We start from the raw sequence: 24,716 nt of genomic DNA, 5'->3' as shown, positions 1-24,716 counted from the left end.
TCTTCCCATGATCAACGTGACCAATCGTACCAATATTAACATGCGGTTTTGTTCGTTCAAACTTGCTCTTCGCCATTTGAGCTCTCCATTTTCCGTCCAAGCCAAGGACTAAGTTAAAAATTAATTACCAACCTGAAATTACGCGTATTTCTTTTGAATCTCCAAAGCAACAGCTGAAGGCACAGGCTCGTAATGATCAAACTGCATTGTATACTGCGCACGCCCCTGACTCATAGAGCGAAGAGTATTCACATAACCAAACATATTTGCCAAAGGAACCATTGCATTCACAATCGTTGCAATGCTGCGCGCTTCAGTTCCTGAAATCTGTCCCCGACGAGAATTGAGATCACCAATAACATCACCAACATAATCATCTGGTGTAACAACTTCCACCTTCATGATCGGCTCAAGAAGCTGTGCACCAGCCTTTTTTGCCCCATCACGAAAAGCCGCACGAGCAGCAATCTCAAAAGCCAAAACCGAAGAATCAACATCGTGATAGCCACCATCAATGAGAGTCGCTTTTACACCAAGCATAGGAAAGCCCGCAAGAGGACCTGACCCCATAACACTCTCAATCCCTTTTTGGACACCGGGAATATATTCTTTAGGAACAGCACCACCAACAATCTTTGACTCAAAAATAAAGTCATCACCATCATGAGGCTCAAAAACAATTTTCACACGAGCAAATTGACCTGCACCACCCGATTGTTTCTTATGCGTATAATCAATTTCCGCCATTTTAGTAATTGACTCACGATAAGCAACTTGAGGCTGCCCAACATTTGCTTCAACCTTAAACTCACGCCGCATACGATCAACAATAATATCAAGATGAAGCTCACCCATTCCAGCTATAATAGTCTGACCAGATTCCTCATCCGATTTAACACGAAATGAAGGATCTTCGGCTGCTAGACGGTTAAGAGCAATACCCATTTTTTCTTGATCTGCTTTTGTCTTCGGTTCAATTGCAATCTCAATAACAGGCTCTGGAAATTCCATCCTCTCCAAAATAACAGGCTTCAAAGGATCACAAAGAGTATCCCCTGTTGTCGTCTCCTTAAGTCCTGCAAGAGCAACAATATCACCAGCAAATGCTTCTTCAATATCCTCACGAGAATTTGAATGCATTTGAAGCATACGCCCCAAACGCTCTTTTTTCTTTTTCACAGTATTCTCAAGAGAAATACCTTTCTGAACTTTACCTGAGTAAATACGACAGAACGTCAATGAACCAACAAAAGGATCATTCATAATTTTAAAAGCAAGCATAGATAACGGAGCATCATCAGAAGATTCGCGTGTCGTCTCAGCCTCAGTCTTTACATCAATACCCTTAATCGCCGGAATATCAATTGGAGAAGGAAGATAGGAAACAACAGCATCCAAAAGTGGCTGCACCCCCTTGTTTTTAAAAGCCGTACCACAAAGAACCGGATGAAACTGAACTTCTACTGTCCCCCTACGAATGAGAGAAACAAGCTGCTCGTTGGTTGGCATAACACCTTCCAAATAAGCCTCTGTCGCAGCTTCATCAACCTCCACAGCCATCTCAATCAATTTCTCGCGATATTCTTCAGCTTTCTCCTTTAAATCAGAGGGAATTTCACTTATCACTGCCGAGGCACCAATAGAACCATCCCACTTTAAAGCCTTCATTTCTACAAGATCAACAACACCTTCAAAGTCATTTTCAGCACCAATCGGCAACTGCAAAACAAGCGCTTTAGCACCTAACCGAGAACCAACCATCTCCACACTACGATAAAAGTCAGCTCCTATTTTGTCCATTTTATTAACAAAAACCATACGAGGCACGCGATACTTCTCAGCTTGCCGCCAAACAGTTTCCGTCTGAGGCTCCACACCAGCATTTGCATCCAACAAGGCTATTGCACCATCAAGAACACGCAAAGAGCGCTCAACTTCAATCGTAAAATCAACGTGCCCTGGCGTATCAATAATATTAAAGCGACGCTTCCGACCATCTTGCCCTTCCCAAAATGTTGTTGTCGCAGCAGACGTAATCGTAATACCACGCTCCTGCTCCTGCTCCATCCAATCCATTGTAGAAGCACCATCATGGGTCTCGCCAATTTTATGATTCTTACCGGTATAGAACAGAATACGTTCAGTCATCGTAGTCTTACCAGCATCAATATGCGCCATAATACCAAAATTACGATAATCTTCAATTTTATATTCGCGAGCCATTATATTTGCCTTAGTTTAAAACTTCTACCAGCGATAGTGAGAAAAAGCACGATTAGCTTCAGCCATACGATGAACATCTTCACGCTTTTTCACGGCAGAACCACGATTATTAGCCGCATCCATCAATTCACCAGATAAACGCTCAACCATCGTCGTTTCATTCCGACCACGTGCCGCCGCAATCAACCAACGAATAGCAAGAGCCTGACGACGATCAGGACGAACATCAATCGGAACTTGATAAGTAGCGCCACCAACACGGCGTGAACGAACCTCAATGTGAGGAGCAACATTCTCTAAAGCTCGATGAAATAGAGCCACAGGATCTGTTTTTACTCTTTTTTCCACAGAATCGAGCGCACCATAAACAATACGCTCTGCAACTGATTTTTTACCATCAAACATAATGGCATTCATAAATTTCATAATAACCAAATCACCAAATTTTGGATCTGGATTAATCTCACGCTTTTCTGCTCTATGACGACGGGACATTGGCTTTGTCTCTCAATATTATTTTGGACGCTTCGCGCCATACTTTGAACGACGCTGTTTACGATTCTTGACACCCTGCGTATCAAGCAAACCACGAATAATGTGATAACGAACTCCTGGCAAATCTTTCACACGACCACCACGAATCATTACAACAGAGTGCTCTTGAAGATTATGTCCCTCTCCAGGAATATAACCAATCACCTCAAATCCATTCGTCAAGCGAATTTTAGCAACTTTACGAAGAGCAGAATTAGGTTTCTTCGGTGTTGTTGTATAAACACGCGTACAAACACCACGTTTCTGCGGATTCGACTGCAGAGCAGGAACCTTATTACGTTTAACTGGCGCCACACGCGGCTTGCGAATCAACTGGTTTACGGTAGGCATGCAACCTTCCTCTTTTCGATCTACATTCGTCTCACCCAATCGGGCTTTTCTATTTTCATTTCTATCCACCCCAACAAAATCGAAGCAGATATCTAAGTCTACACACAAAATCGGGCATACCTGTACAAAACAGTTTACCCGACCATAAGCAGAGAAGGCAATAGCCTTTTGCACTAGCATTTGCTTTTAATCTTCTTAACACCTGTGAATAATTTTCCGGCTCATATCCAAAACACCTGATTACATCCACATCGGTTATGTTCATTTCTAATAGCGAGAACACGTACATTCGTCAAGAACTAAACAGCAGAAAGTTTTTAAAAATGAAAATAAATTAAATTTTAAAGCTTTAAATTTGCTTTTACCGCTACTCTTGATAAATTAATTTACCATAGTAATATCCCCTATAAACAAAAAAACAGCGATGTGACTGTAGTAAAACATAGCAGTAAATTGAATTGCATATTTGATATCTAATGATGAGCACCATGAAAATAGCAACGTGGAATATTGCTGGAATAAAAGCGCGACATGAAACATTATGTCAATGGTTGCAGCAAAGCCAACCGGACATAGTCTGTTTACAGGAAATTAAAAGTATTGATGAAAATTTTCCACGCGATACAATTGAAAATTTAGGTTACCATATAGAAACACACGGACAAAAAAGTTTTAATGGCGTTGCGATTCTCTCTAAAAAAACACCAGATGAAGTGATCCGTCGATTACCAGGCAATGATAATGATAAACAAACACGTTACATTGAAGCTGTTTATTCAACAAACAAAGGTGTTGTTCGTGTTGCATCTCTCTATTTGCCAAATGGGAATCCTATTGAGAGTGAAAAATATTCCTATAAGATAGAATGGATGGAAAGATTATATACACATGCAAAATCATTGCTTGCGTATGAAGAACCTCTTATTCTAGCAGGTGATTATAATGTCATCCCCACTCCATTAGATGCAAAAAAACCTCAAGAATGGTATCAAGATGCCTTATTTCTTCAAGAAACAAGAAAAGCATTCCAACGTATTCTTCATTTAGGTTTTTATGATGCTATCCGGAATGTCACCGATACTCCCTCCTTCAGTTTTTGGGATTTTCAGGCAGGTGCCTGGCCTAAGAATAATGGGATTCGCATTGATCATTTATTATTATCACCAGAAGCTGTTGATCAATTAATTTGCGCTCATAGCCAAACAGAAGTAAGGGGATATCAAAAACCATCCGACCACGTTCCTGTTTGGATTCACCTTAATATCAATTAAGAAAGTAAAATCCTCATTTCATGAGACAACAAAAAAATTCCACTCAAAAATAATAACTATGCTACAGCATATAAACAGTATATCTTAAGCAAATAAAATAAAAATAAATGAATGGAGGACATAAATGAAGAAATCATTATTAATGCTTATTGCAGCAACGGCCATTGGATTCTCAAGTTTCGCGCATGCTGAACATGATACTCTTGAAAAAATAAAACGAACAGGGGAAATTACTTTAGGTGTCCGTGAATCATCTGGTTTAGCCTACGCCCTTGGTAATAATAAATATGTAGGTTTTCATACAGAAATGGCAGAACGGATCATTGATGATATCTCAAAAAAAATTGGTAAACCAATTAAAATTCATTATCTTCCCATCACTTCTCAAAATAGAATTCCTCTCTTAAAAAATAAAACCTATGATTTTGAGTGCGGCTCAACAACACATGATATTGCCCGCAGTAAAGAAGCAGCATTTGCTTATACGACATACATTGAAGAGGTTCGGATTGCTGTAAAGAAAAACTCTAACATTAAATCTCTTGAGGATTTAAATGGAAAAACAGTTGCAACGACCACCGGTACAACATCTGTTCAACTTATTCGTAAAAATAAACGTGCAAAAAACATTCAGTTTAAAGTTTTAAAGGGGAAAGATCACGGAGATAGTTTTTTATTATTAGAATCTGGTAAGGCAGATGCTTTTGTCATGGACGCTTCAATTCTTGCTGGACATATTGCTAAATCAAAGAATCCATCTGATTATGTCATTCTTGATACTGTACTTTCAGTCGAACCTATTGCCTGTATGCTCAGATTAAATGACAAAAAATTTGAACAAACAATCAACGATAGTATCGTACGTCAGATTAAAGATGAATCACTGGAAAAGCTTTATAATAAGTGGTTTATGAAACCGATCCCACCTGCTAACACTGTTATGAACCTTCCCTTATCAAAACAAACAAGATATGCTTGGGATCACCCAAATAATAAGCCTCGAGAAAGCTACGCAGAAAAAGATTTATAGAGTTTAATAAAGAAGAACCACACTCTTTTGAAATTGAGTGTGGTTTATATTTTAATTCACTTTTTAATAAATCTGGACTATGTAGATGCGCGTGGTTTATTGTCCTATTTGTGAATGACTAATTTGAGGGAATATCAATTAATGGACTTTTCTTTCCTTTGTAGAGATGACCTTACTCAAACATTGGTAACAGGATGCTTGGGAACTCTCGGCGTAAGTCATACCTATTTAGATACACTTCTCGATGGCTTAAAAAATACAATTATATTATCTATCACTTCACTTATATTAGCTGTATTGTGTGGTGTTATTATAGGAACAATGCGCACTTTACCCAAAACATCCATAATCAATTATATATTTCGCACTATCGGTACTATTTGGGTAGAGATTATGCGTAATATTCCCCTCCTTGTACAAGTGTTTTTGTGGTATTTTGTTGTTCCGAAGATTTATCCACCAGCGATGAAATTTTCCCCCATTCTCTTAATAACATGCGCATTGGGATTCTTTACATCTGCACGCATTGCTGAACAGGTTCGTTCAGGCATTGAAGCGATTCCTTCTGGACAACGCTATGCTGCTATGGCAATGGGATTTACAACTTATCAAAGTTATCGCTATATTATACTACCACGTGCTATACGTGCAATTATGCCACCTCTTACTTCAGAAGCAATGGGGATTGTGAAAAATTCATCTATAGCATTCGCCGTTTCAATAAATGAGCTCATGCAATTTCAATACCAAACAATTGAAGAAGTAAGCCATGTTTACGAAAATTATTTGCTTGTTACGATCCTTTATATTCTAATAGCCTTATTCGTATTCATTGTGATGACAGTCATTGAACAAATACTCAAAATTCCTAATTTTCAAACAAAGGGAAATTGAATATGGTGAATTTCATAAGCTCTCAGTTTGGACTTTATTTTCCTTTCAATTTTTCCGACTTTGATTTTTCCTTTTTTACCTTTGATGTATTTCGTTCTTACATTTTATCAGGTTTACTCTTTAGCGTTTTTCTAACTCTTTTTGCAACGGTATTGGGGTTTGTTTTCGGCACACTTTTAGCAATGATGCGCCTTTCTTCCATAAAACTTCTTTCTTGGTTTGCAATCAGTTACATAACAGCTATGCGTTCAATACCACTTGTGATGGTTATCTTATGGTTTTTCGTGCTTCTGCCTTTTTTAACTGGTATATCCATTGGTGCAAATAAATCAGCACTCATTACCTTTACCGCATTTGAAACGGCTTATTTTGCTGAGATTATGCGTGCTGGAATCAATTCAGTTCCGCAAGGACAAAAATATGCAGGACAAGCTCTTGGAATGACATATTGGCAAAGTATGTACATTGTCATTCTTCCTCAAGCCTTTAGAGATATGCTTCCAGTCTTTTTAACACAAGTTATTATCCTTTTTCAGGATACAACCCTTGTTTATGCCATCAGTGGTCATAGCCTTTTGAATGGTTTTGATATTGCTGCTAATAATTTTGGTGTAAAGCAAGAAGCTTATATCTTAGCAGCTATTTTCTATTTTGTTATCTGTTTTACACTGTCACAAATAGTTTTGTATTTACAAAAAAAAGTATCCATTATTCGCTAACAGGAAAAAAAATGTCTACTCATATGATCGAAATAAAAAATGTTTCTAATTGGTATGGCGAAATTAAAGTCCTTAAAAACTGTACAACCAACATTAATAAAGGAGAAGTCGTTGTCGTTTGTGGTCCATCAGGCTCAGGAAAGTCAACACTCATTAAAACTATTAACGCTCTCGTCCCTTTTCAAAAAGGTGAAATTTGGATTAATGGAATACCAGTTCATTCAAAAAAAACGAATCTGCCTAAATTGCGAAGTCAGGTAGGAATGGTGTTTCAACACTTCGAGCTTTTCCCCCATTTATCTGTCACAGAAAATTTGACAATTGCACAAATCAAAGTCCTAAAACGAAGCAAAAAAGAAGCACTTGAACGTGGATTGTTATATCTTGAACGCGTTGGACTCATTGAACACAAAGATAAATATCCAGGTCAACTTTCTGGAGGGCAACAACAACGTGTTGCTATTGCACGTGCCTTAACTATGGATCCACTTGTCATGCTTTTTGATGAACCAACATCTGCTCTAGATCCTGAAATGGTAGGTGAAGTACTCGATGTCATGATTAGCTTAGCAGAAGAAGGTATGACGATGATTTGTGTAACCCATGAAATGGGATTTGCACAAAAAGTATCGGAGCGTGTTATTTTCATAGATCAAGGAACAATTCTTGAAGACTGCTCATCTAAAGAGTTCTTTTCTGATCCGCAAGCAAGAAAACCGAGAACGCAAGAATTTTTGTCTAAAATCCTAAGTCATTAGCCGTTAGATTATCAAAAAAACCTATCTTTACTATGAACTTGTATACAAGAAAACAGAGTTTAATATAAGATGAGAGAATGTAAAAATATTACAATCAGATGTTTAAAAACTGTTATTCTTTAAAATCTCAGCAATCAGTTAAATTGCTGTACGTCTCTCAGATTCATTACACAGAGCAAAAGCCTCTTCTTGCAAAGGTGAATCCAATTTTCGTCTTTTACGTTAGCTTTTTATAGGCAGCAGTTAACATTGCTGCCCCACGGACAATTTTTCCTTCTTTAAGCAGTATATTTCCAACCATTGCTTGGGCAGAAGGATTTTCTTTTTTTGCTGAAAGTTGAAACCATCGTGCTGCTTGTAAAGGATTTTTCTCCCTTCCCCCTCCCTTTAAAAATATTTTTCCTAAATGATACTGAGCTTTAGGATTTCCATAGTTTACCGCAGCCTGCATATAAAGATGAGAAGCATAAGAAGGATCAGGTTTCACAGGTGATTGAGGAATACCTTTTTTTATATATCCGGCAAGTTTAATCAATGCATCAGAAACATAACTTTCATCCTCTGAACCAAGATCAGCACCTTTTTCAACAATATATGCAAAAAAATTATATGCCTTATAATCATTTTTAGGGACACCATCACCGTTTGCATAGATAGAGCCAAGTTTCCAATTCGCACCAATATAGCCTCTCTTAGCAGCACAACGTAATGCTGCAATAGCCTGAGTTATATGCCCATTTTTATAAACAGACATGCCACGTTTTAAAAAATAAAACGAACCATCATTCGCTTCTTGCAAGCTATTGACATCTATTACATAAACAGTCGAAAAGAATCCCTCTAAAATCACAACAATCGTGACTTTTTTCCATATCTGAAACCTATTAACCATTCCCCCTACCTCAATTTTAATGATTATATCTGTTACAAATTTCTTTGTAGATATTTAAACTCTTTTTCTTAGTAAGAAGCATACGCAATTTTAAAGTAAAAATTTTAAAAGAAAAAACAAATAGATAAAAACCATCCAATAGGATTTATCGATCTTAAAATTTTATACGTATGAGCAAAAATCGTTCAATAGAATAACGTGCATTAAACAGCAACTTGAGAACGAAGAGAATACATGATGAATGGTAAACGTTTGAGTATAAAAAACAATACGAAAGATGGATAAATATAATGATGATAGTTAACTTATAACTTCACGACTGCCTTACCACCTTAAAGATGAAGTTTTTTTGCCTCCGTCAATCTATAAACAATACAGCTTTTTGTTTAACGGATTGCACCTAACATCATTTCACATGGGGTTACTTCATACTTTACACACAAGTTTTACCTCAGAATACTCACCACTACATACAAAAAATACCACATATGTAATTTTACATGCCTTATATTGCTACTCTAAATGATGATATTTTACAGAAATAAAACAAGATATTGATTTTAATGATACTTTACCATTTTGCATGTTGAATGAGGACCTCGAATATCGTAAGATTCTCTCATTCCAAACTTGTTCCATGTTAAATCAATCAAAACCATCCGCTTGCACATTACAAGTAGAGAGAGCTATGTGGATAAAAACTCTGTGTAAGAAAGAACTAAAAATGCCTCTTACAAACGGTTTGAGCTAAGGGTTGTCCGGATATTGGACAGAATGGCGCCCCCAGCGCTTGTTACTTCACAAGCATAAAGAAGGGAAGCTCAATGGATTTACCGTTATAGCATTCATGATCTACGTCGTGGAATAAGCTTGGATGCCTTAAAAGATGTCTCTTTAATGATAAACATAAAACAATGGATTTCAGTAGAGATTTTATGATCGTTCATGAAAAACTAACAAAAGAAAAAGTTTCCTTTTAAAGAAGATCTATACTAGCCCTACTGGTATGCAATTATCTATCAAAAAAAAATAAAAAGTTGAAATCAATCTAACCGCTCTAAAGCAACAAATATTTTTTTCTGCGCTGCACGCAGTTCTACAACCCTATTCCGCTCACGCTCAACAATTTCTGCTTTTGCATTTGCTATAAATTGGGGGTTGTTTAACTTAAGCGATATTTTTTCAATATCTTGTTCAATTTTACTGACATCCTTCCTCAAACGAACACGTTCAGCCTCCAAATCAATCAACTGTCCTAATGGTAAACAAAAAACAGCCTCTCCCAAAATCATTTGTGCTGATACTTCCGGAACTTTATCAGAGAAATCAATAACTTCAATACGCGCTAATTTTTTAAGAAGTGCATCATAACGCTTCACACGCTCTCGCGTTACTTCCCCTCCTTCGACAACAACAAGAGGTGCTTGTGTAGCCACTGGAATATTCATTTCAAAACGTACAGACCGAATCCCTGTGACGACATCAATAAGCCAATTAATATCATCAGCAGCTTCTTCATCTACCAATGTTTCCTCTGGCCATTTTGTCAATGCGAGCATATCCTCACGCTTGATGGCTTGCGTTTCTGTAAGAGACCACAACTCTTCCGTCATATAAGGCATAAAAGGATGAAGAAGTTTATAAACTTCATCTAAAACCCAAGCAGTACAAGCTTGAGCCTCATTTTTAGCATCTTCATTTTCCCCCTGAAAAATAGGTTTGAGAAGCTCCAAATACCAATCACATAATGTATTCCAAATGAAACGGTAAAGAGTGGCAGCAGACTCATTAAATTTATAGTGTTCAATACCAGTCGTAACTGCTGAAATTGTTTTAGATAACTCTGTTAAAATCCAACGATTAAGCGCCAATTTTGCTTGTTCTGGTTTAAAAGCTGGATCATGCTTCACACCATTCATCTGTGCAAATCGGGTAGCATTCCACAATTTCGTAGCAAAATTACGATAACCAGCAATACGAGAAACATCAAGTTTTACATCACGACCTTGTGCTGCCATAATAGCTAAAGTAAACCGAAGTGCATCAGCACTATATTGATCAATAAGCTCTAAGGGATCAATAATATTTCCCTTTGATTTTGACATCTTTGCACCCTTTTGATCCCGTACAAGAGCATGCACATAAACCGTTGGGAAAGGAACGTCACCCATAAAGTGAAGTCCCATCATCATCATACGAGCAACCCAGAAAAAAATAATATCAAATCCTGTCACAGATAAAGATGTTGGGTAAAAAGTAGATAATTCAGTCGTTTTATTTGGCCATCCTAATGTTGAAAAAGGCCAAAGAGCTGATGAAAACCAAGTATCTAAAACATCCGGATCACGGATTAATTCAACAACCTCACCATAATGAGCAAAAGCTGAATCTAAAGCCTCTTTTTCACTTTTTTCAACAAAAACCGTTCCATCAGGACCATACCAAGCAGGAATCTGATGTCCCCACCATAATTGGCGAGAAATGCACCAAGGTTGAATATTTTCCATCCAATTGAAGTACGTCTTTTTCCAGTTATCGGGAACGAACTGCGTTTTGCCTTGTTGAACAGCCTCTATCGCTGGCTTTGCTAATTCAGCAGCATGAACATACCATTGATCTGTCAAAAAAGGCTCAATAGGGACACCACTGCGATCTCCATGAGGAACCATATGGGTATGATCATCGACAGAAGCTAAATATCCCTGTTCTTCCATCAAAGAAACAATCTTCTGGCGAGCAACAAAACGATCAGATTTATCGAGATTTTCTACTAACATTTTTAATTCATCTGATAAAATCAAACCATCGAAAAATGCTTCATTTTCACGAAGAAAAATCTCGGCTTTCTGAGTAAAAATATTAATCAAGCGTAAATGATTACGCTGTCCTACTTCAAAGTCATTAAAGTCATGAGCCGGTGTGATTTTTACAGCACCACTTCCAGCCTCAGGATCAGCATGGCTATCACCAACAATTAATAACCTACGACCAACAAGCGGCAAAAGAGCATTTTTACCGATAAGATTTTTATAACGCTCATCTTCAGGATTAACAGCAATTCCTGTATCACCAAGCATTGTTTCTGGTCGTGTTGTCGCCACTGTTATATAAGTTGTCGCATCATTTGGATCAAAAATTTTACCTTCAAGTGGATATCTAAAGTGCCACAAATGTCCTTGAACTTCTTTTTGCTCAACTTCAAGATCTGAAATAGCTGTCAACAATTTAGGATCCCAATTGACGAGGCGCTTATCCCTATATATCAACCCTTGCTTATAAAGCGTGACAAAGACTTCACGAACCGCCTGCGACAACCCCTCATCCATTGTAAACCGCTCACGCGACCAATCACATGAAACCCCAAGGCGACGCAACTGGTTTGCAATAACGCCTCCAGTTTCATAACGCCATTCCCAAATACGCTCAATAAACTTTTCTCTCCCCATTTCTTGACGCGTTGGCTCTTGGCGTTCTGCAAGTTGACGCTCCACTACCATTTGCGTAGCAATCCCAGCATGATCCATACCAGGCTGCCACAACACATTTCTGCCACGCATCCGCTGAAATCTAACTATTATATCTTGAATTGTCGTATTGAGCGCATGCCCCATATGAAGTGAGCCCGTAACATTAGGAGGAGGAAGCATAACGCAAAAAGGTTCTGCACCGCTTTTAGAACCAGCTCCCGCTTTAAAAGCCCCACGAGTCTCCCATCTCTTTGCAACCCGTTGCTCTATAGAGGCAGCATCATAGTTTTTTTCTAACATTCTATCCATCCATAACGCCGCTGAAAAACACAATATACGATCAAAACCTGATCAGAATCTCGTGAATCTCAGCCATTCACTAGAGAGCTAGCAAAATCGCAAACAAAATCCCCATAAAATGAAAAACATAAAAATAATTAAGACGATTTTTTAATCGCCTTCACAATCTCTTCACGCAAAATATCTTCCAGCAAAATAGGCAATTTAGACTGTAACCATTCTGCTATAGCAGGACGCAACACATCCTTTGCAATCTTTTCTGCAGAAGAAATACAATATGCAGACAATTCCACATGACCATCCCTTCCAGCGTCTGACTGTGATTTCCTTATCTCATCTTCATATTCTTTTGCTTTATAAACAGAATTCCGTTCTTCAGAAGAAAGCTTCATCTTTTGCATATCCATACCAACTGTATTATTTTCTGCCTCTATATCCTCTTTCTCTTGCGTTATCTTCCCTCCTTGATTTTCAGAAGAAAGACCAATACGATCAGCTAAAGCTTTCATAGCATCATCAACCGATAAGGTTGTATCATAAATACCCTCGGATGCCACTTCTGAAGCATTCACTGCAACATCTTCATTTAAAAAGTGATCAGATTGAACCGCATTTTCTTCGATTATTTCACGAATAGATGTTAAAATTTCATCCATACTTGGCTCACGTAACACGCTTGAACTCTGTACCATACTTTACAACCTCTCAAAGACGCAACAACAAATAGAATCATATTTTCAGTGTATGCAAAAGAATTATAAGATCAACATGCCTCCTACGATATTTTCAAATATGCTTGTCATAAAGAGGGCGCTACACACAGTTTTCTACACTTATAAAAATAATATCTCGCCGCAATATCTTTCAACATATTCAACTGTTGATTTACTAATCTTTTAAAAACTAAAATAATTTAAGATTAAAGAAATACTTTTATACATTATCGGATATATTTAATTGTTTTTAAACCTAAATAACTCGCAGTCAATTTACCAATAGAAGACTGAACACTATAGCTCGCCACAACAGCATTACGCTCTGCCATTGCAAGCGCAATCTGAGCATTAATCAATAGAGTACGAGAATTTAAAACATCCAGCGTCGTTGCTTGCCCTACGCGATTTTCTTGAACACGACCTTTCAGAGCAATTTCAGCAGCACGAACACTTTCACGGTAAGCAACAACAGATGAGCGTGCGCCCTCCAACTGAAACCAAGCAGAAGTCAGTGCTTGCCTCGTATTACTATGCGCCAAATCGAGTTGAAGCTGCGCCTGACCAAGCTGTTCCCTTGATTGGCGAATTTGCGCAGATGTACGCCCTCCTTCAAAGATTGGGACACTTACTGACAATCCTACAGATTTAGAAACGCCATCTTCTCCAACCCCGCTGTAGATTCGATTATAAGATGCTGTTGCAGAAAAATCAACTTTAGGGAGCAATGCCCCTTCTTTCGCCTTTACATTATAAGCACTCGCATCAACTAAATATTTAGCATAAAGGATTGCTGGATGCATCACAACGCTCATTTGGTAAGCCATATCAAGGTTGACGGGAAAATCTTTGGCTAGAGGTGGGCGTTTTAACTTTTCAGGATCAGAACCAATAACTTGTCGATACACTGCCTCTGCTGCTTTTACATCAGAACGAGCAAGACTCAGCTCTGAAACCGCCACGGAACGTGCAGCTTGAGCTTGAGCAAGATCAACATGCCCTCCTTCACCCACATCAAATTTTGCTTTATTAGAACGAACTTGTTCCTCAAGAGCTGCCAAATTTTCTCTCCGAAGATCGGCAACACGACGTGCGTGATAGACATTAGCATAAGCGGTCACCGCGTCTAGAAACGTATTTTGTTCAACATTACGAAGATATTCACGCTGAGCCTGCAACTTGACTTGAGCTGAAGAAAAGATATTTTGCGTGATAAAACCATCAAATAATCTTTGATTTAATCTCACTCCTATAGATCCAGAAGTGACATAAGGACCTGTAAAAGACTTATTGCGCCCATAGTTCCCAACCCCCTCAACTTGTGGCAATAGCCCCGATCGCGCAATGACAACATCATCACTGGATATACGCACAGCTGCACGTTCACTATTCAACTTAGCATTATATTTATAAGCCTTAGAAAAGGCATCCATCAATGTTTCAGCACAAACAGTCTCTGATAGTAAAACACTCAACACCAGCAATAAACACGCCTGAAACTTCTTGTTTACTCTAAACATAATACACACAATAACAAACCCCAAATAAATTACAAAATTATCTTTTATTCACAAAACAAACAAGCACTAAAACACAAAACTAGGTGTTTTGAAAAAACAAGGAAGAGGCTTTACAGCGAGATTAAAAGCACGACGAGCCGAGATGATCCCATCTTCTTTTATATAGATTTGTGCAACAGCAGCATTTCCATACCCTTCAACCACCACAAGACGTCCACAGTCTTTCATTTGATCAAAGATACCTTGAGGAATAAAATCAACAGATCCCTCAATGAAAATCACGTCATAAGGTCCCTCAACAGCATATCCTTGCTCTAATGGACCATGAACGACAACCACATTATCACATTGATTACGTTCTAAAGCTTCAAGAGCACGTTCAAAGAGAGATTTATTGCTTTCCAGCGCAATCACAGACCCTGCAAGTTTTGCAAGCAACGCTGCACAATAACCACTATTTGCACCAATATCTAAAACAACATCTGATGATTTTAAAGCGGCAAGCTGTAGTAATTTCGCTAGAGATGCAGGTTTCATCAAATAGCGTGCAGGAACCCCATCTTGCTCTGGACATAGAACAATATCGGTATCAAGATAACTTAACACTTTCATATCTTCCGATACAAAATCTTCACGAGACACCGTTAAAAAGGCTTCAAGAACTGATAAATCCGTTACATCGACTGTACGAATTTGATTGTCAACCATTTTGCGACGAAGCTCAGCAAAATCTGCAACCATAACGAATATTTTCTCCTAACCTACAAAAAACAAACAAAACAGCGACAATAAGGGATAAAGATCTCTTAAACTATGGGCGTTACAAAAAAGGATGCTACAGTCAACAATTAGATTTTAACTGTATAATCTCTCATACAAAAGTGTCTTCACAAGAATAGAGGGAAATAATCTATTTTCCTATACCTCATCTCCCTTAAAAGCCGTTTCGTTTAAAATCGGCTGGAGGCCTCGCCCGGAATCGAACCGGGATACAAGGATTTGCAGTCCTCTGCGTAACCATTCCGCCACGAGGCCTCGTCAACAAACATAAAGGTTTCAATAAGGGAAGGCAACGCATCCGTCAAGGTGTAGAAATCTTCTCTCGCCTTTTTTCCTCTTATTACACAATTTATCATATTTTTTTAAAAAAAGTAATTTTATCCTTTGCAAATCAGTATTGCTTTGCTATAGCCTTTTCAACGAGATGATTGGGCACCGTTCCCCGGTAGCTCAGCGGTAGAGCAACCGGCTGTTAACCGGTTGGTCGCTGGTTCGAATCCGGCCCGGGGAGCCACTTTTCTTTTATTCTACGTAATTTATTGTTTTTTCTAAAGTTTTTAGACATGAGGGATTCGTTAATAAAAGTAATGGAATAGGATTTTTGCAATAAAGTAGAAACACAATATCCTACCGGATGTATTTTTTGCAATGAACGCAAAAAGCTATTGATTCATTTTAAATACTTTTTTCAAACTACCGCGCCTTTATAAGAGGACACTGCAATTATTTGCACATTATAAATTACGATTTCTTTCATCAGAGATGAATTATTAAGCTCCATCAGCAATGAAACGGTCTCATATATTTTTTTCCAAAGAAAGAATGATTTGTACTCAATAAAGGAATTAAACTTAAAAACCTACTCATGAAGCAATCATTTTGAAAAATGAAAGAAACAACAATCAAGGTCATATATTATCTCCATACACCCCACATAACCTCCTCCCCATCCTAAAAGCAAAAAACATAAAACAAGTCTGTAAACACTCCGACGTCTTATCTAACAGGTTGTTCCTCCTGCTAACCACTTCAACGCTTTACAAACAACCTTGCCTTGGATATTCATCACACTGTCATAAAAAATTTAATGCATAAAGTTTTATAGGCTTTATATCCTCCCAAACTAATAGTGTTTTACAGTAAAAACAAAGATAACGAGCTAAATTGTTGAGAATCCTGAGAAAGCCTTCAGAAATCATGACATTCTCGCTATTGTATTATGCAGTCACACGCTTTTTTAAAGAGATATCTCTTAAATCCCCTAAGCCTCTTTCACAATGACTCCCGTAAATGGTATAAAATGAAATCGATTGATCAGCCCCATCTTTATTTATAATAAAAGCCATATCATCGTACTATTTTCCAACTCTCAATCTCAGCAATCCCCCATTGCCTTAGAAAGAGTTTATAAAAATTATTTTATTTATTTTTCAAATGATTATCTATATCACAACTTCACACATAACGTGCAAGCGAATACTTTTGATTGATCCGCATAAATAACTTAAAAATGAAAAAATACAATATAATGAATTATTCAATATATAAAACAATGAGTTATTATTAGACATCAATTTTTTAAATTAAAAGTTATCATTAAAGATAAAACACATCCTTTATAAAAATAGTTTTATATAAATAAAATCTACTTTTATTCCCATTTAAAAAAATAGAAATAAAGCAAATAAATAATTGCCTCTACAATAAAGATTTTCAATAAATCCAAAAAGTTAGAGGTTTTCATTTCTAAAAAATGAAAACCTCTAAAAGATCGTCTTACTTTGACAAGAGTATTTTATAGCTCTTTTCAATTGAGAATAAATCAACAAAAGTAAAAAATCTCCAGTACATGATCTTTTTTCAAGACTTTATCTAAGCAGCCCTCTTAACTGATTTTCGAAAACGAAAAGTCTTTGCACGCTTTGCCACCGCTTTTGCTTTTTTATGCCTCTCATTTTGAGGTGAAGAATTTTTCCGCTGCAACTGTGCGGTATCATCTTTTTGACCTAAAAACTGTTTTTGACGTTTATATTTTTTAAAACAGCGTTCCTTATCGTTTTCTTTACTTTCTCGCACAATTGGCTTTTCTGGAAACGCTGCAAATTGTTCTGGAACAGCCTCAGCCACCAATTTCATACGAATCAAGCGCTCAATAGCACGCAAGCGGGACCTTTCTATCTTCTCATCAAAAAGCGTAAGTGCTACACCAGATGCGCCATTCCGTCCTGTACGACCAATACGATGTACATAACTTTCAGCTTCATCTGGTAAGTCGTAATTAATAACGTGGCTTATCCCTGGTATATCAATACCGCGTGCAGCAATATCTGTTGCCACTAGGATCTGCACAGATCTTTCACGAAAAGCTTTTAAAGCAGACTGGCGAGCACCTTGTGATTTATTTCCATGAATTGTTGCGACTAAATATCCTATCTTTTCTAAACTACGCGTGACAGCATCTGCCCCATGTTTAGTTCGAGTAAAAACAATAACCGAATCAAAAGCTGGATTTGTCAAAAGTTTACTTAAAACATTCTTTTTTTCATTCGTAGGAACACAATATAATTTTTGGCAAATCTCTACAGCCGTAGTACCTTGAGGAACAACTTCAATTTTAACCGGATCATTGAGTAAACATTTTGCAAGCACAGCAATTTCCCTCGGCATTGTTGCAGAAAAGAGTGCTGTCTGACGCTCTTGATGCAAAAGCTTTGCAATTTGCTTAACATCATGAATAAACCCCATATCCAACATACGATCTGCTTCATCCAAAATCAAAAAACGAGATTGGGAAAGATCAACACACTTTTCACGAACAAGATCTCTCAAACGCCCTGGAGTCGCTATCAAAACATCCACACCTGCTTCCATACGTTTAATTTGTTTTAAACGTGATACGCCCCCAAAAATAAGACATGTTGAAAGATGTGCTCCTTTCGCCACAGTACGGATCGTTTCATCAATCTGAACAGCAAGTTCACGCGTTGGAGCTAAAATCAAAGCGCGTGCAGTTTTAGGACAGCGTTTATCACCCAAAGCCAAAATCTGACTTAAAATAGGTAAACCAAATGCCAAGGTTTTTCCAGAGCCTGTCTGAGCAACACCTAAAATATCGTGTCCTTTCAACATCACTGGAATAGCTTGTTCTTGTATAGGTTTAGGTTTACTCATCCCAGCAATGAGTAAATTTTTAATCAAAAGAGTAGGTAAACCTAACTTTGTAAAAACATTTTCTTCTTTTATAGGCAAAATAAAATCTTTCCTTAGCTGAAGAACTCAAAAGAAGTAACCATCTGAACTCTCCACTCAAGAATCCGCGCAAGAGAAATCCCTGACATTTTAAATGAAGCAACGCCTAAAAAGCGGCTTGCGCAACTTATGAACACCTTGAAATCAAGATAAAGGCGTATAAACTTCACTTTACAAAAAGCCAACAAACCAGCCTAAATGCCTTCATCTCTATTATCTTTGGATTATGATAAAAAAGCAAGAACTTTACGAAATACATTTATCATGAATAAAAACAATATTTAGATCGTTTACTTTTTGATGATTGTGTCCATCGGTAAATGTACCTTGATAAAATCAGGATAAATCTCGAGAAAAACTGGATTTTGTAAAGTTTTTTGACCGCCATAAATTAAATACCATTGGTTTTTATCAAAAATCGCCAAAGTTTTATATTGAATAATGCGATCTTTCATCTCAAGAACTGTTGGAATTAAAGCATACAAAGTACCGTTATCAGTTTGTAAATACTCTATATTTTCTTTATCTAAATAATAAGCACCAGAAGGCACCCCCTCAAATTTCTTATGCAACTGTTGAAGAAAATCACTACGTAAAGCACTCTCTGTTGTATTCAATCGATGTGCCATCTCTTTATAAAGCCGCTCAGGCATATAACGAGAAATAGGCATAAAATCCCCATTTTTTATAGCATTATTGACATCAACAACGACTCTTGAAAGTTCATCTTTTTGTACTACTGTTGGCTGAGATGCTAAACTCTGTTGATTAACAATCAAAAAGAAAAATAGACTCAGCACTGAATGAAAAATAGGTTTCATCATTATACTTCTTGTTTTAGTAAAATTTCAGTTTCTCAAATAACAAAATCAAATAACGTTTGATCATCAGTAATATCACGATAACGCCAACCTAACGCTTGAAATTTTTCCTCTAAAAGACAAAAATTACCGTATTTTTTTGTTTCAATCGCAACCAATACAGAACCAAAGTTTCTCGCTGACTTTTTAAGATATTCAAAACGTACGATATCATCATCTGGTGATAATGTGGAAAGAAAATGACGCAATGCACCAGGATGTTGCGGAAAACTAAAAATAAAATATTTTCTCAACCCTTGGAAACGTAAAGAACGCTCTTTAATTTCTGGCAAACGCTCAAAATCAAAATTACCTCCTGAAATAACGAGAAGAATTTTTTTCCCCTTTAACTCTTGAGGAGGAATACTGTTAAGCGCATCAATCGATAAAGCACCAGCCGGTTCCAGAACCACACCTTCAACATTAAGCATTTCAACCATCGTAGAACAAACGCGGTTTTCAGGAACCGTAATGACAGAATCAGGGGGAAATTGCTTTAGAATTGTATAGTTTAGAGCACCAATTTCAGCCACAGCAGCACCATCTACAAAAGTGTCAATGCTTTCAAGCTTGACGCGTTTTCCACTCTCCAAACAAGCAAGCAAACTTGCAGCTCTTTGCGGCTCAACAAAACGAAGCTTTGTTTTCCAACCATATTCATGTAAAAACTTGCTCACTCCACTTGCCAAACCACCACCCCCTACCGGCACAATCATCAAATCTGGCTCACTTTCTCCATTGAGTTTTTTCCATTGTAAAGCTGCTTCACAAAGCACTGTTGCCTGCCCTGTAATAATGCGAATATCATCGAAAGGTGGAGCCATTACACCACCGCTCTCTACGACAAAGGATTGCGCTGCTTCATAACATTGATCAAATGTTTCACCAACCAAACGAATATCAATGAATTCTTTACCAAAAATACGTGTTTTTTCAATTTTTTGTTGTGGCGTTGTCATAGGCATGAAAATCACGCCTTTACGTTTAAAATAACGACAAACAAAAGAAACCCCTTGCGCGTGATTCCCCGCTGAAGCACAAACAAATGCAGAATCTGGTGATATACAGCTAAGCATTTCTGAAACAAAATTGAAAGCACCACGAATCTTATAAGACCGCACCGGTGTTAAATCTTCACGCTTTAAATAAATTTCTGCATCATACTTTTGACTAAGAAAATCATTTCTTTGAAGTGGTGTTTCAGCAAACACGTGATGCAATCCCACCATAGCTTTTGTGACGTCTTGAATAAATTGACTCATAACACTAATCATTTCATACTTTATTTACATTATAAAAGCTTTTTCTATCGATAAAGGAAACTATTGTCAGTCAAAATTTCACTAAAAAATGAAAAATGTTTCTTTTGTCATTAATTCTTGATTCAATAAAAGATATAGCTTATGAGAGAACTCACATCGCGGACGTGATGAAAACGGTAAACATAGCAGACTTAAAATCTGCCGGTCGAAGACCTTGCGGGTTCAAGTCCCGCCGTCCGCACCAGATTATCTTAATCTCTCTTATTTTCCAATGATTTATTAAAAATCAAAAAAAATTAAAGCACCTTCTAAACCACCTTTCGTAACTTTATTATAACGCTATAAGACGGCACCGCGGTGGTACTAAAATACGAATCATTGCTGCTTTTTGAGGTACCTTTTTAGCACTTTGACCTCCTCCTCGTCTTTATAGGATGGAGAGGCAATCAATATTGCTAATTTGGGATTGGCTTATACTCTTCATGACTCTTGTAAAACGACGCAAAAGCTCAGAAAAGAGATAGATGCAAAAGACAAAATAATAGATAAAGAAGCTGAAATAATACGTGCACAAAAAGATGTGATTCAAAAACAAGAAGAGTTAATTCGAAAATCAACTGCTTTTAAGATTATTTTTCCTCGAATGGCAATAAAAAATTGGCCCAAAAGTAGTTTCAAGTACTTTCTCACGACCATTTTTTCAAGACAGGCAATCACAACACGCTCTGTCATAGCGCACATATAAATACGCAACAGCCTTCATGGGGAAAGATGATCATTAATACACAAACCGTTCTCTGCCTTGATCTAGATCTAAGACAGGCTGGGCGATTTCTCGTGTAGACAGCAGTATAACAAGTGGCACTTGTCAATTTTGAATTTTTTCGTTTTAAAGGCGATAGTATGCGCTATTTGCGTTTTCAGCAATGGCTTACAAAAATGAAGATCACAACAGATAAAGTCAATGCCTCACAAGAAAAGATGATTAAGACGGTGTGTGCAAAAGAATACAATCCAAAAGATGACAACGAAGCAAATGCTTTAGCAATTTTATATTTAGTTAAAGAAGGGAATGCGCATGTCTAATGCAATGCCATGGATAAGATTCCTTTTGAATGACTGGAACAGTGAGATAGATGGAATGACATGAGAACAAAGGGGCATTTATATAACGCTTTTCATTCGCATATATGACAAAAAAGCACCAATTAAAACAGATTTTGAAATGCTTGCCCGCGCTTGCAATTGCTCGCAAAAAAGTTTGCAACTATTGTCGAATATCTCATGAAGAATGATAAACTTCTTGAGAAAGATAATGGTTTGTCGAATACGCGCATTGAAGAAGAGCTAAAAGATTTTACTGATAAAAAAGTGCACATATCGCAAATTCATAGTGAGGCTGGAAAAAAGGTGTACAATAAAAAACGCTATAAAAAACATTTTAATGATTTTGCTGAAGCAAACGCTAAGCAAAATCAAGCTATAAAGAACCAGAATAAGAATATATATAAACTAAAACTATCATTTTAGCAAAAAACTGCTTCTGAAAATTTAGAAACAAACGAACAGGTTGACGAACCAACATAGGTTGCTGCTGTTGAGACCACATCAGAGCAAATCGAAACGGGTGTAGAAAACCAACCTTCCATTCACGAGCAAGAGAACATTACGAAAAAAGCTAAACGGGTTAGAAATGACAGTGGCTGTCGTACCCCTGATGATTTCGAACCTGTTTATGATTTCGCAATCGAAGAGGGATTGCCTCCAGAGCGTGTCAAAGCCGAAATGGCAAAATTTCGAGATTATTGGAAAGCTAGAACAGGCAAAGATGCACGCAAAACGGATTGGAAAGCAATGTGGCGCAACTGGGTGCAAAAAGCTATCGAGGATTTAGAGAACGGAAAAAACTATGGAAATCACTCTCAAAGGCAAAAAAGTGTAGATGAACGCATCTCAGACAGTATCCTTGATATCGGGCCTCGAGGTCACTTTGAAACACATTCACGAGATGATAACTCCGGAGTTTCCTTTAGTTTTGAAAAGTGGCAAGCATTGACACAACAGCAGGAAGCGATTGCCTTAGAAGCGTGTGATCAACTTCACGAATTGTTTTCAATAAAAGTGAGTAAAGAGGACATAGCCAAGGCAATTCGGATGCTTTCGGTGTGGTTTAAAAATTTCGCAACAGACAGATCATGAAGGTATGGCGCTTACCTATGAATGGTTTTGGAAAGTGTTTCTGCGTGGTCACTCATAAAAACGGTTAAACGGATTTTATGCGATGAGTTAGAAGGTTTATCGGATACGTTTTCTCCAAGCACTCGTGAGTTAGTAAGATTATGTCGTGATTTGGAAAATAGTCTTTTGACGAAAGCCAATCTTGTACACTAGGCTGTTTTGAACACCCGTGAAAAAAGGCTGAAAGAAAAGGCAATGAGAGAGAATTCAAGAGCACTCACGTTGGTTGAAAAGCAAGTGAAAAACATTGCAGGTTAGCAAACTAGTGAAAATTGCTGATCGTTTTGTGATTGGATGTGCATTTAAATCGACAAAATGGCACCGTACAGAGTGATTTAAAGATTTTATGATAAAAAACCTATCATATAAAACGCTCTGTACGGTCAAATTTGAGGCAAATAGACAAATTTGTAAAATTAGGATTAAAGCATGTTCATTTTAAAACATCTATTCTTAAAAAACCGTAAACAACCCATGCGAAAGAGGTTTGTTGCAACGGCAGTGGGTATGCCCCATGGGGGATGGGACAGAGGAGTATTTTTACAACCTCTACGAATATGAAGACGGTACAAGAGAGTGTGAAAAGTTTGATGGTGATCAGTATTACAAAACACCTAAGAATGCGGATTTTAGTACCAAAGCGCAAGTAAAAGCATGGGTTTACGGTGGTGATATTCCGAAAAGCATTCTCAATTACGAACCTCTTATAGACGAGATCAACAGAGAGATAAAAAATATTGACTTTATTCAGAGTATATTGCGTATTGCTCTAAATGCGCTTCTTAAACATTTACACAAAAGCATAAAAAGCTATTAAATCATGGGCTTTATGTTATATTTTTGTATAATATTAGAGAGGGCATTTTATGCACAACAAAATTACGTAAAGTTGGAGGATCCGTTATGCTCTCTATACCGCCTGCATTGTTTGATGTTCTTCATCTTACTGAAAATATGCAAGTGGGTTTGGCTATTGATAATGGACAATTGGTTGAGAAACCACAAATATCGCAAAATTACACTCTTGAAGAATTGTTAGCCCAATGTAATCCTTCAGACGATTTTGCGGATAAAGATGTAGAGTGGTTTGATGCTAAGCTTGTTGGCAGAGAGCTCTTGTAATGAAGCGGGGTAAAATTTGGTTTGTATCGCTTGACCCAACCTCTGTCTATGAGAAAAAGGAACGCGTCCTGTACTGATTGTGTCACCGGAGGGGTTTAATCGTTTAACAAAAACACCCATTGTTTTGCCCATTACGAGTGGAGAAAATTTTGCTAGAATAGCAGATTTTGCTATTTCATTGGTGGGAACAGGGCTGCATACAACAGGTGTGATACGCTGCGACCAACCGCCATACTTTAGATATAGTAGCGCGTAATGGAAAAAGAATGGAAACTATTCCATATATAATTATGGGCGAAGTCTTAGCAAGGTTATCAACATTTCTTACTTGAATTTTTTCTACACTTTTTAATGTTTAAAAACACCAACTTTAGGTAAAAAGTAAAAAAGCATAAGATCATGATTTTTTCTGCTGACAATCAGCTAATCAATTTTTCACAGAATAAAAATCAATAATTGACTAATTATGTCATTAATTATGACTCAAAAGGAGCAATGATGAAAGCTGTCATCACTAAGCCAATGTGTGTTGT

The 24,716-nt window shown here is 37.4% G+C and carries 19 protein-coding genes, 3 tRNA genes and 5 pseudogenes; 14 read left to right on the top strand and 13 right to left on the bottom strand.

The genetic code is table 11. From position 1 onward, the window contains the following. The 4 genes and pseudogenes from ACFIQC_RS07710 to rpsL all read right to left on the bottom strand — a co-directional run. Window positions 1-76 (bottom strand): annotated as a pseudogene (locus ACFIQC_RS07710) (elongation factor Tu); the annotation flags it as partial. 62 nt (window positions 77-138) lie between these two features. Beyond that, on the bottom strand, window positions 139-2,223 hold the full coding sequence (gene fusA, locus ACFIQC_RS07705; RefSeq protein WP_375706971.1) for an elongation factor G: 2,085 nt from the start codon (window positions 2,221-2,223) through the stop codon (window positions 139-141). Window positions 2,224-2,247: 24 nt separating this feature from the next. Further along, window positions 2,248-2,718 (bottom strand): 30S ribosomal protein S7, encoded by a 471-nt coding sequence (gene rpsG / locus ACFIQC_RS07700; RefSeq protein WP_273791452.1) that lies wholly within the window; start codon window positions 2,716-2,718, stop codon window positions 2,248-2,250. 18 nt (window positions 2,719-2,736) lie between these two features. Further along, complete coding sequence (rpsL, locus tag ACFIQC_RS07695) at window positions 2,737-3,108, bottom strand: 30S ribosomal protein S12 (RefSeq protein ID WP_005773262.1); 372 nt, start codon at window positions 3,106-3,108, stop codon at window positions 2,737-2,739. A 488-nt stretch (window positions 3,109-3,596) separates the two neighbouring features. On the opposite strand from rpsL, the gene xth reads away from it, so the two are divergent. The 5 genes from xth (at window position 3,597) to ACFIQC_RS07670 (ending at window position 7,780) form a co-directional block, all read left to right on the top strand. After that, window positions 3,597-4,379, top strand: a complete 783-nt coding sequence (gene xth, locus ACFIQC_RS07690; protein WP_375628902.1) for an exodeoxyribonuclease III — start codon at window positions 3,597-3,599, stop codon at window positions 4,377-4,379. A gap of 124 nt (window positions 4,380-4,503) precedes the next feature. Then, on the top strand, window positions 4,504-5,409 hold the full coding sequence (locus tag ACFIQC_RS07685; protein WP_375621442.1) for a transporter substrate-binding domain-containing protein: 906 nt from the start codon (window positions 4,504-4,506) through the stop codon (window positions 5,407-5,409). 141 nt (window positions 5,410-5,550) lie between these two features. Further along, the gene (locus tag ACFIQC_RS07680; protein WP_375628898.1) at window positions 5,551-6,303 is read left to right on the top strand and encodes an amino acid ABC transporter permease; all 753 of its coding nucleotides are present in this window, start codon (window positions 5,551-5,553) and stop codon (window positions 6,301-6,303) included. A 2-nt stretch (window positions 6,304-6,305) separates the two neighbouring features. Further along, window positions 6,306-7,022, top strand: a complete 717-nt coding sequence (locus ACFIQC_RS07675; protein ID WP_375612443.1) for an amino acid ABC transporter permease — start codon at window positions 6,306-6,308, stop codon at window positions 7,020-7,022. 11 nt (window positions 7,023-7,033) lie between these two features. Next, complete coding sequence (locus ACFIQC_RS07670; protein ID WP_273791447.1) at window positions 7,034-7,780, top strand: amino acid ABC transporter ATP-binding protein; 747 nt, start codon at window positions 7,034-7,036, stop codon at window positions 7,778-7,780. 138 nt (window positions 7,781-7,918) lie between these two features. Here the strand turns inward: ACFIQC_RS07670 and ACFIQC_RS07665 are convergent. The 6 genes and pseudogenes from ACFIQC_RS07665 to ACFIQC_RS07640 all read right to left on the bottom strand — a co-directional run bounded on the left by ACFIQC_RS07665 (window position 7,919) and on the right by ACFIQC_RS07640 (window position 15,707). Next, window positions 7,919-8,672: pseudogene (locus tag ACFIQC_RS07665) on the bottom strand (tetratricopeptide repeat protein). 1,043 nt (window positions 8,673-9,715) lie between these two features. Beyond that, a complete protein-coding gene (locus tag ACFIQC_RS07660) occupies window positions 9,716-12,439 on the bottom strand; it encodes a valine--tRNA ligase (RefSeq protein ID WP_375706970.1) in 2,724 nt (907 codons plus the stop codon). Window positions 12,440-12,576: 137 nt separating this feature from the next. Then, window positions 12,577-13,131: a DUF2497 domain-containing protein gene (locus ACFIQC_RS07655; protein ID WP_375612445.1), complete on the bottom strand. Its 555-nt coding sequence runs from the start codon at window positions 13,129-13,131 to the stop codon at window positions 12,577-12,579. A 248-nt stretch (window positions 13,132-13,379) separates the two neighbouring features. Further along, window positions 13,380-14,672 carry a TolC family outer membrane protein gene (locus ACFIQC_RS07650; protein ID WP_375630311.1) on the bottom strand — a complete coding sequence of 431 codons (1,293 nt, stop codon included), beginning with the start codon at window positions 14,670-14,672 and terminating at the stop codon, window positions 13,380-13,382. A gap of 66 nt (window positions 14,673-14,738) precedes the next feature. Beyond that, window positions 14,739-15,413, bottom strand: coding sequence for a protein-L-isoaspartate O-methyltransferase (locus tag ACFIQC_RS07645; RefSeq protein ID WP_375674146.1), 675 nt, complete (start codon window positions 15,411-15,413; stop codon window positions 14,739-14,741). 220 nt (window positions 15,414-15,633) lie between these two features. Next, a tRNA-Cys gene (locus tag ACFIQC_RS07640) sits at window positions 15,634-15,707 on the bottom strand. 184 nt (window positions 15,708-15,891) lie between these two features. On the opposite strand from ACFIQC_RS07640, the gene ACFIQC_RS07635 reads away from it, so the two are divergent. Then, window positions 15,892-15,966: transfer RNA gene (locus ACFIQC_RS07635), tRNA-Asn, on the top strand. A 1,358-nt stretch (window positions 15,967-17,324) separates the two neighbouring features. Here ACFIQC_RS07635 and ACFIQC_RS07630 read toward each other — a convergent pair. From ACFIQC_RS07630 to ilvA, 3 genes are all read right to left on the bottom strand, one after another. Beyond that, window positions 17,325-18,701, bottom strand: coding sequence for a DEAD/DEAH box helicase (locus ACFIQC_RS07630; protein ID WP_375706969.1), 1,377 nt, complete (start codon window positions 18,699-18,701; stop codon window positions 17,325-17,327). A gap of 290 nt (window positions 18,702-18,991) precedes the next feature. Further along, complete coding sequence (locus ACFIQC_RS07625; protein WP_375621294.1) at window positions 18,992-19,522, bottom strand: hypothetical protein; 531 nt, start codon at window positions 19,520-19,522, stop codon at window positions 18,992-18,994. A 35-nt stretch (window positions 19,523-19,557) separates the two neighbouring features. Continuing rightward, complete coding sequence (gene ilvA, locus ACFIQC_RS07620; RefSeq protein ID WP_375612449.1) at window positions 19,558-20,835, bottom strand: threonine ammonia-lyase IlvA; 1,278 nt, start codon at window positions 20,833-20,835, stop codon at window positions 19,558-19,560. Between the two features lie 146 nt (window positions 20,836-20,981). Here ilvA and ACFIQC_RS07615 point away from each other — a divergent pair. The 8 genes and pseudogenes from ACFIQC_RS07615 to ACFIQC_RS07580 all read left to right on the top strand — a co-directional run bounded on the left by ACFIQC_RS07615 (window position 20,982) and on the right by ACFIQC_RS07580 (window position 24,515). Continuing rightward, window positions 20,982-21,067 (top strand) — tRNA-Leu (locus ACFIQC_RS07615). Window positions 21,068-21,594: 527 nt separating this feature from the next. After that, window positions 21,595-21,909, top strand: a pseudogene (locus ACFIQC_RS07610) (hypothetical protein). A 198-nt stretch (window positions 21,910-22,107) separates the two neighbouring features. Further along, window positions 22,108-22,353, top strand: a complete 246-nt coding sequence (locus tag ACFIQC_RS07605) for a hypothetical protein (protein WP_375640990.1) — start codon at window positions 22,108-22,110, stop codon at window positions 22,351-22,353. 228 nt (window positions 22,354-22,581) lie between these two features. Continuing rightward, the gene (locus ACFIQC_RS07600; protein WP_375630613.1) at window positions 22,582-23,022 is read left to right on the top strand and encodes a hypothetical protein; all 441 of its coding nucleotides are present in this window, start codon (window positions 22,582-22,584) and stop codon (window positions 23,020-23,022) included. A gap of 21 nt (window positions 23,023-23,043) precedes the next feature. Next, window positions 23,044-23,214, top strand: coding sequence for a hypothetical protein (locus ACFIQC_RS07595; RefSeq protein WP_375706968.1), 171 nt, complete (start codon window positions 23,044-23,046; stop codon window positions 23,212-23,214). Window positions 23,215-23,490: 276 nt separating this feature from the next. Further along, window positions 23,491-23,878, top strand: a pseudogene (locus ACFIQC_RS07590) (hypothetical protein). Between the two features lie 86 nt (window positions 23,879-23,964). Further along, window positions 23,965-24,183 (top strand): antitoxin, encoded by a 219-nt coding sequence (locus ACFIQC_RS07585; protein WP_375640993.1) that lies wholly within the window; start codon window positions 23,965-23,967, stop codon window positions 24,181-24,183. Then, window positions 24,183-24,515: pseudogene (locus tag ACFIQC_RS07580) on the top strand (type II toxin-antitoxin system PemK/MazF family toxin). The gene ACFIQC_RS07585 and the pseudogene ACFIQC_RS07580 overlap by 1 nt, the downstream one beginning before the upstream one ends. The last annotated feature ends 201 nt before the right edge of the window (window positions 24,516-24,716 follow it).

Source organism: Bartonella sp. AA126HLJHH (genome assembly GCF_042197425.1).
GTDB lineage: Bacteria > Pseudomonadota > Alphaproteobacteria > Rhizobiales > Rhizobiaceae > Bartonella.
This window is presented reverse-complemented; position numbering and strand designations above follow the sequence as displayed.

Bases quoted from the DNA above. Each gene is read 5' to 3' on its own strand.
- fusA (WP_375706971.1), bottom strand. From the start codon at position 2,223: ATGGCTCGCGAATATAAAATTGAAGATTATCGTAATTTTGGTATTATG.
- ACFIQC_RS07680 (WP_375628898.1), top strand. From the start codon at position 5,551: ATGGACTTTTCTTTCCTTTGTAGAGATGACCTTACTCAAACATTGGTA.
- ACFIQC_RS07675 (WP_375612443.1), top strand. From the start codon at position 6,306: ATGGTGAATTTCATAAGCTCTCAGTTTGGACTTTATTTTCCTTTCAAT.
- ACFIQC_RS07650 (WP_375630311.1), bottom strand. From the start codon at position 14,672: ATGTTTAGAGTAAACAAGAAGTTTCAGGCGTGTTTATTGCTGGTGTTG.
- ACFIQC_RS07660 (WP_375706970.1), bottom strand. From the start codon at position 12,439: ATGTTAGAAAAAAACTATGATGCTGCCTCTATAGAGCAACGGGTTGCA.
- rpsL (WP_005773262.1), bottom strand. From the start codon at position 3,108: ATGCCTACCGTAAACCAGTTGATTCGCAAGCCGCGTGTGGCGCCAGTT.
- ACFIQC_RS07655 (WP_375612445.1), bottom strand. From the start codon at position 13,131: ATGGTACAGAGTTCAAGCGTGTTACGTGAGCCAAGTATGGATGAAATT.
- ACFIQC_RS07625 (WP_375621294.1), bottom strand. From the start codon at position 19,522: ATGAAACCTATTTTTCATTCAGTGCTGAGTCTATTTTTCTTTTTGATT.
- xth (WP_375628902.1), top strand. From the start codon at position 3,597: ATGAAAATAGCAACGTGGAATATTGCTGGAATAAAAGCGCGACATGAA.
- ACFIQC_RS07670 (WP_273791447.1), top strand. From the start codon at position 7,034: ATGTCTACTCATATGATCGAAATAAAAAATGTTTCTAATTGGTATGGC.
- ACFIQC_RS07605 (WP_375640990.1), top strand. From the start codon at position 22,108: ATGAAGAATGATAAACTTCTTGAGAAAGATAATGGTTTGTCGAATACG.
- rpsG (WP_273791452.1), bottom strand. From the start codon at position 2,718: ATGTCCCGTCGTCATAGAGCAGAAAAGCGTGAGATTAATCCAGATCCA.
- ACFIQC_RS07595 (WP_375706968.1), top strand. From the start codon at position 23,044: ATGGTTTTGGAAAGTGTTTCTGCGTGGTCACTCATAAAAACGGTTAAA.
- ilvA (WP_375612449.1), bottom strand. From the start codon at position 20,835: ATGATTAGTGTTATGAGTCAATTTATTCAAGACGTCACAAAAGCTATG.
- ACFIQC_RS07685 (WP_375621442.1), top strand. From the start codon at position 4,504: ATGAAGAAATCATTATTAATGCTTATTGCAGCAACGGCCATTGGATTC.
- ACFIQC_RS07585 (WP_375640993.1), top strand. From the start codon at position 23,965: ATGCTCTCTATACCGCCTGCATTGTTTGATGTTCTTCATCTTACTGAA.
- ACFIQC_RS07645 (WP_375674146.1), bottom strand. From the start codon at position 15,413: ATGGTTGCAGATTTTGCTGAGCTTCGTCGCAAAATGGTTGACAATCAA.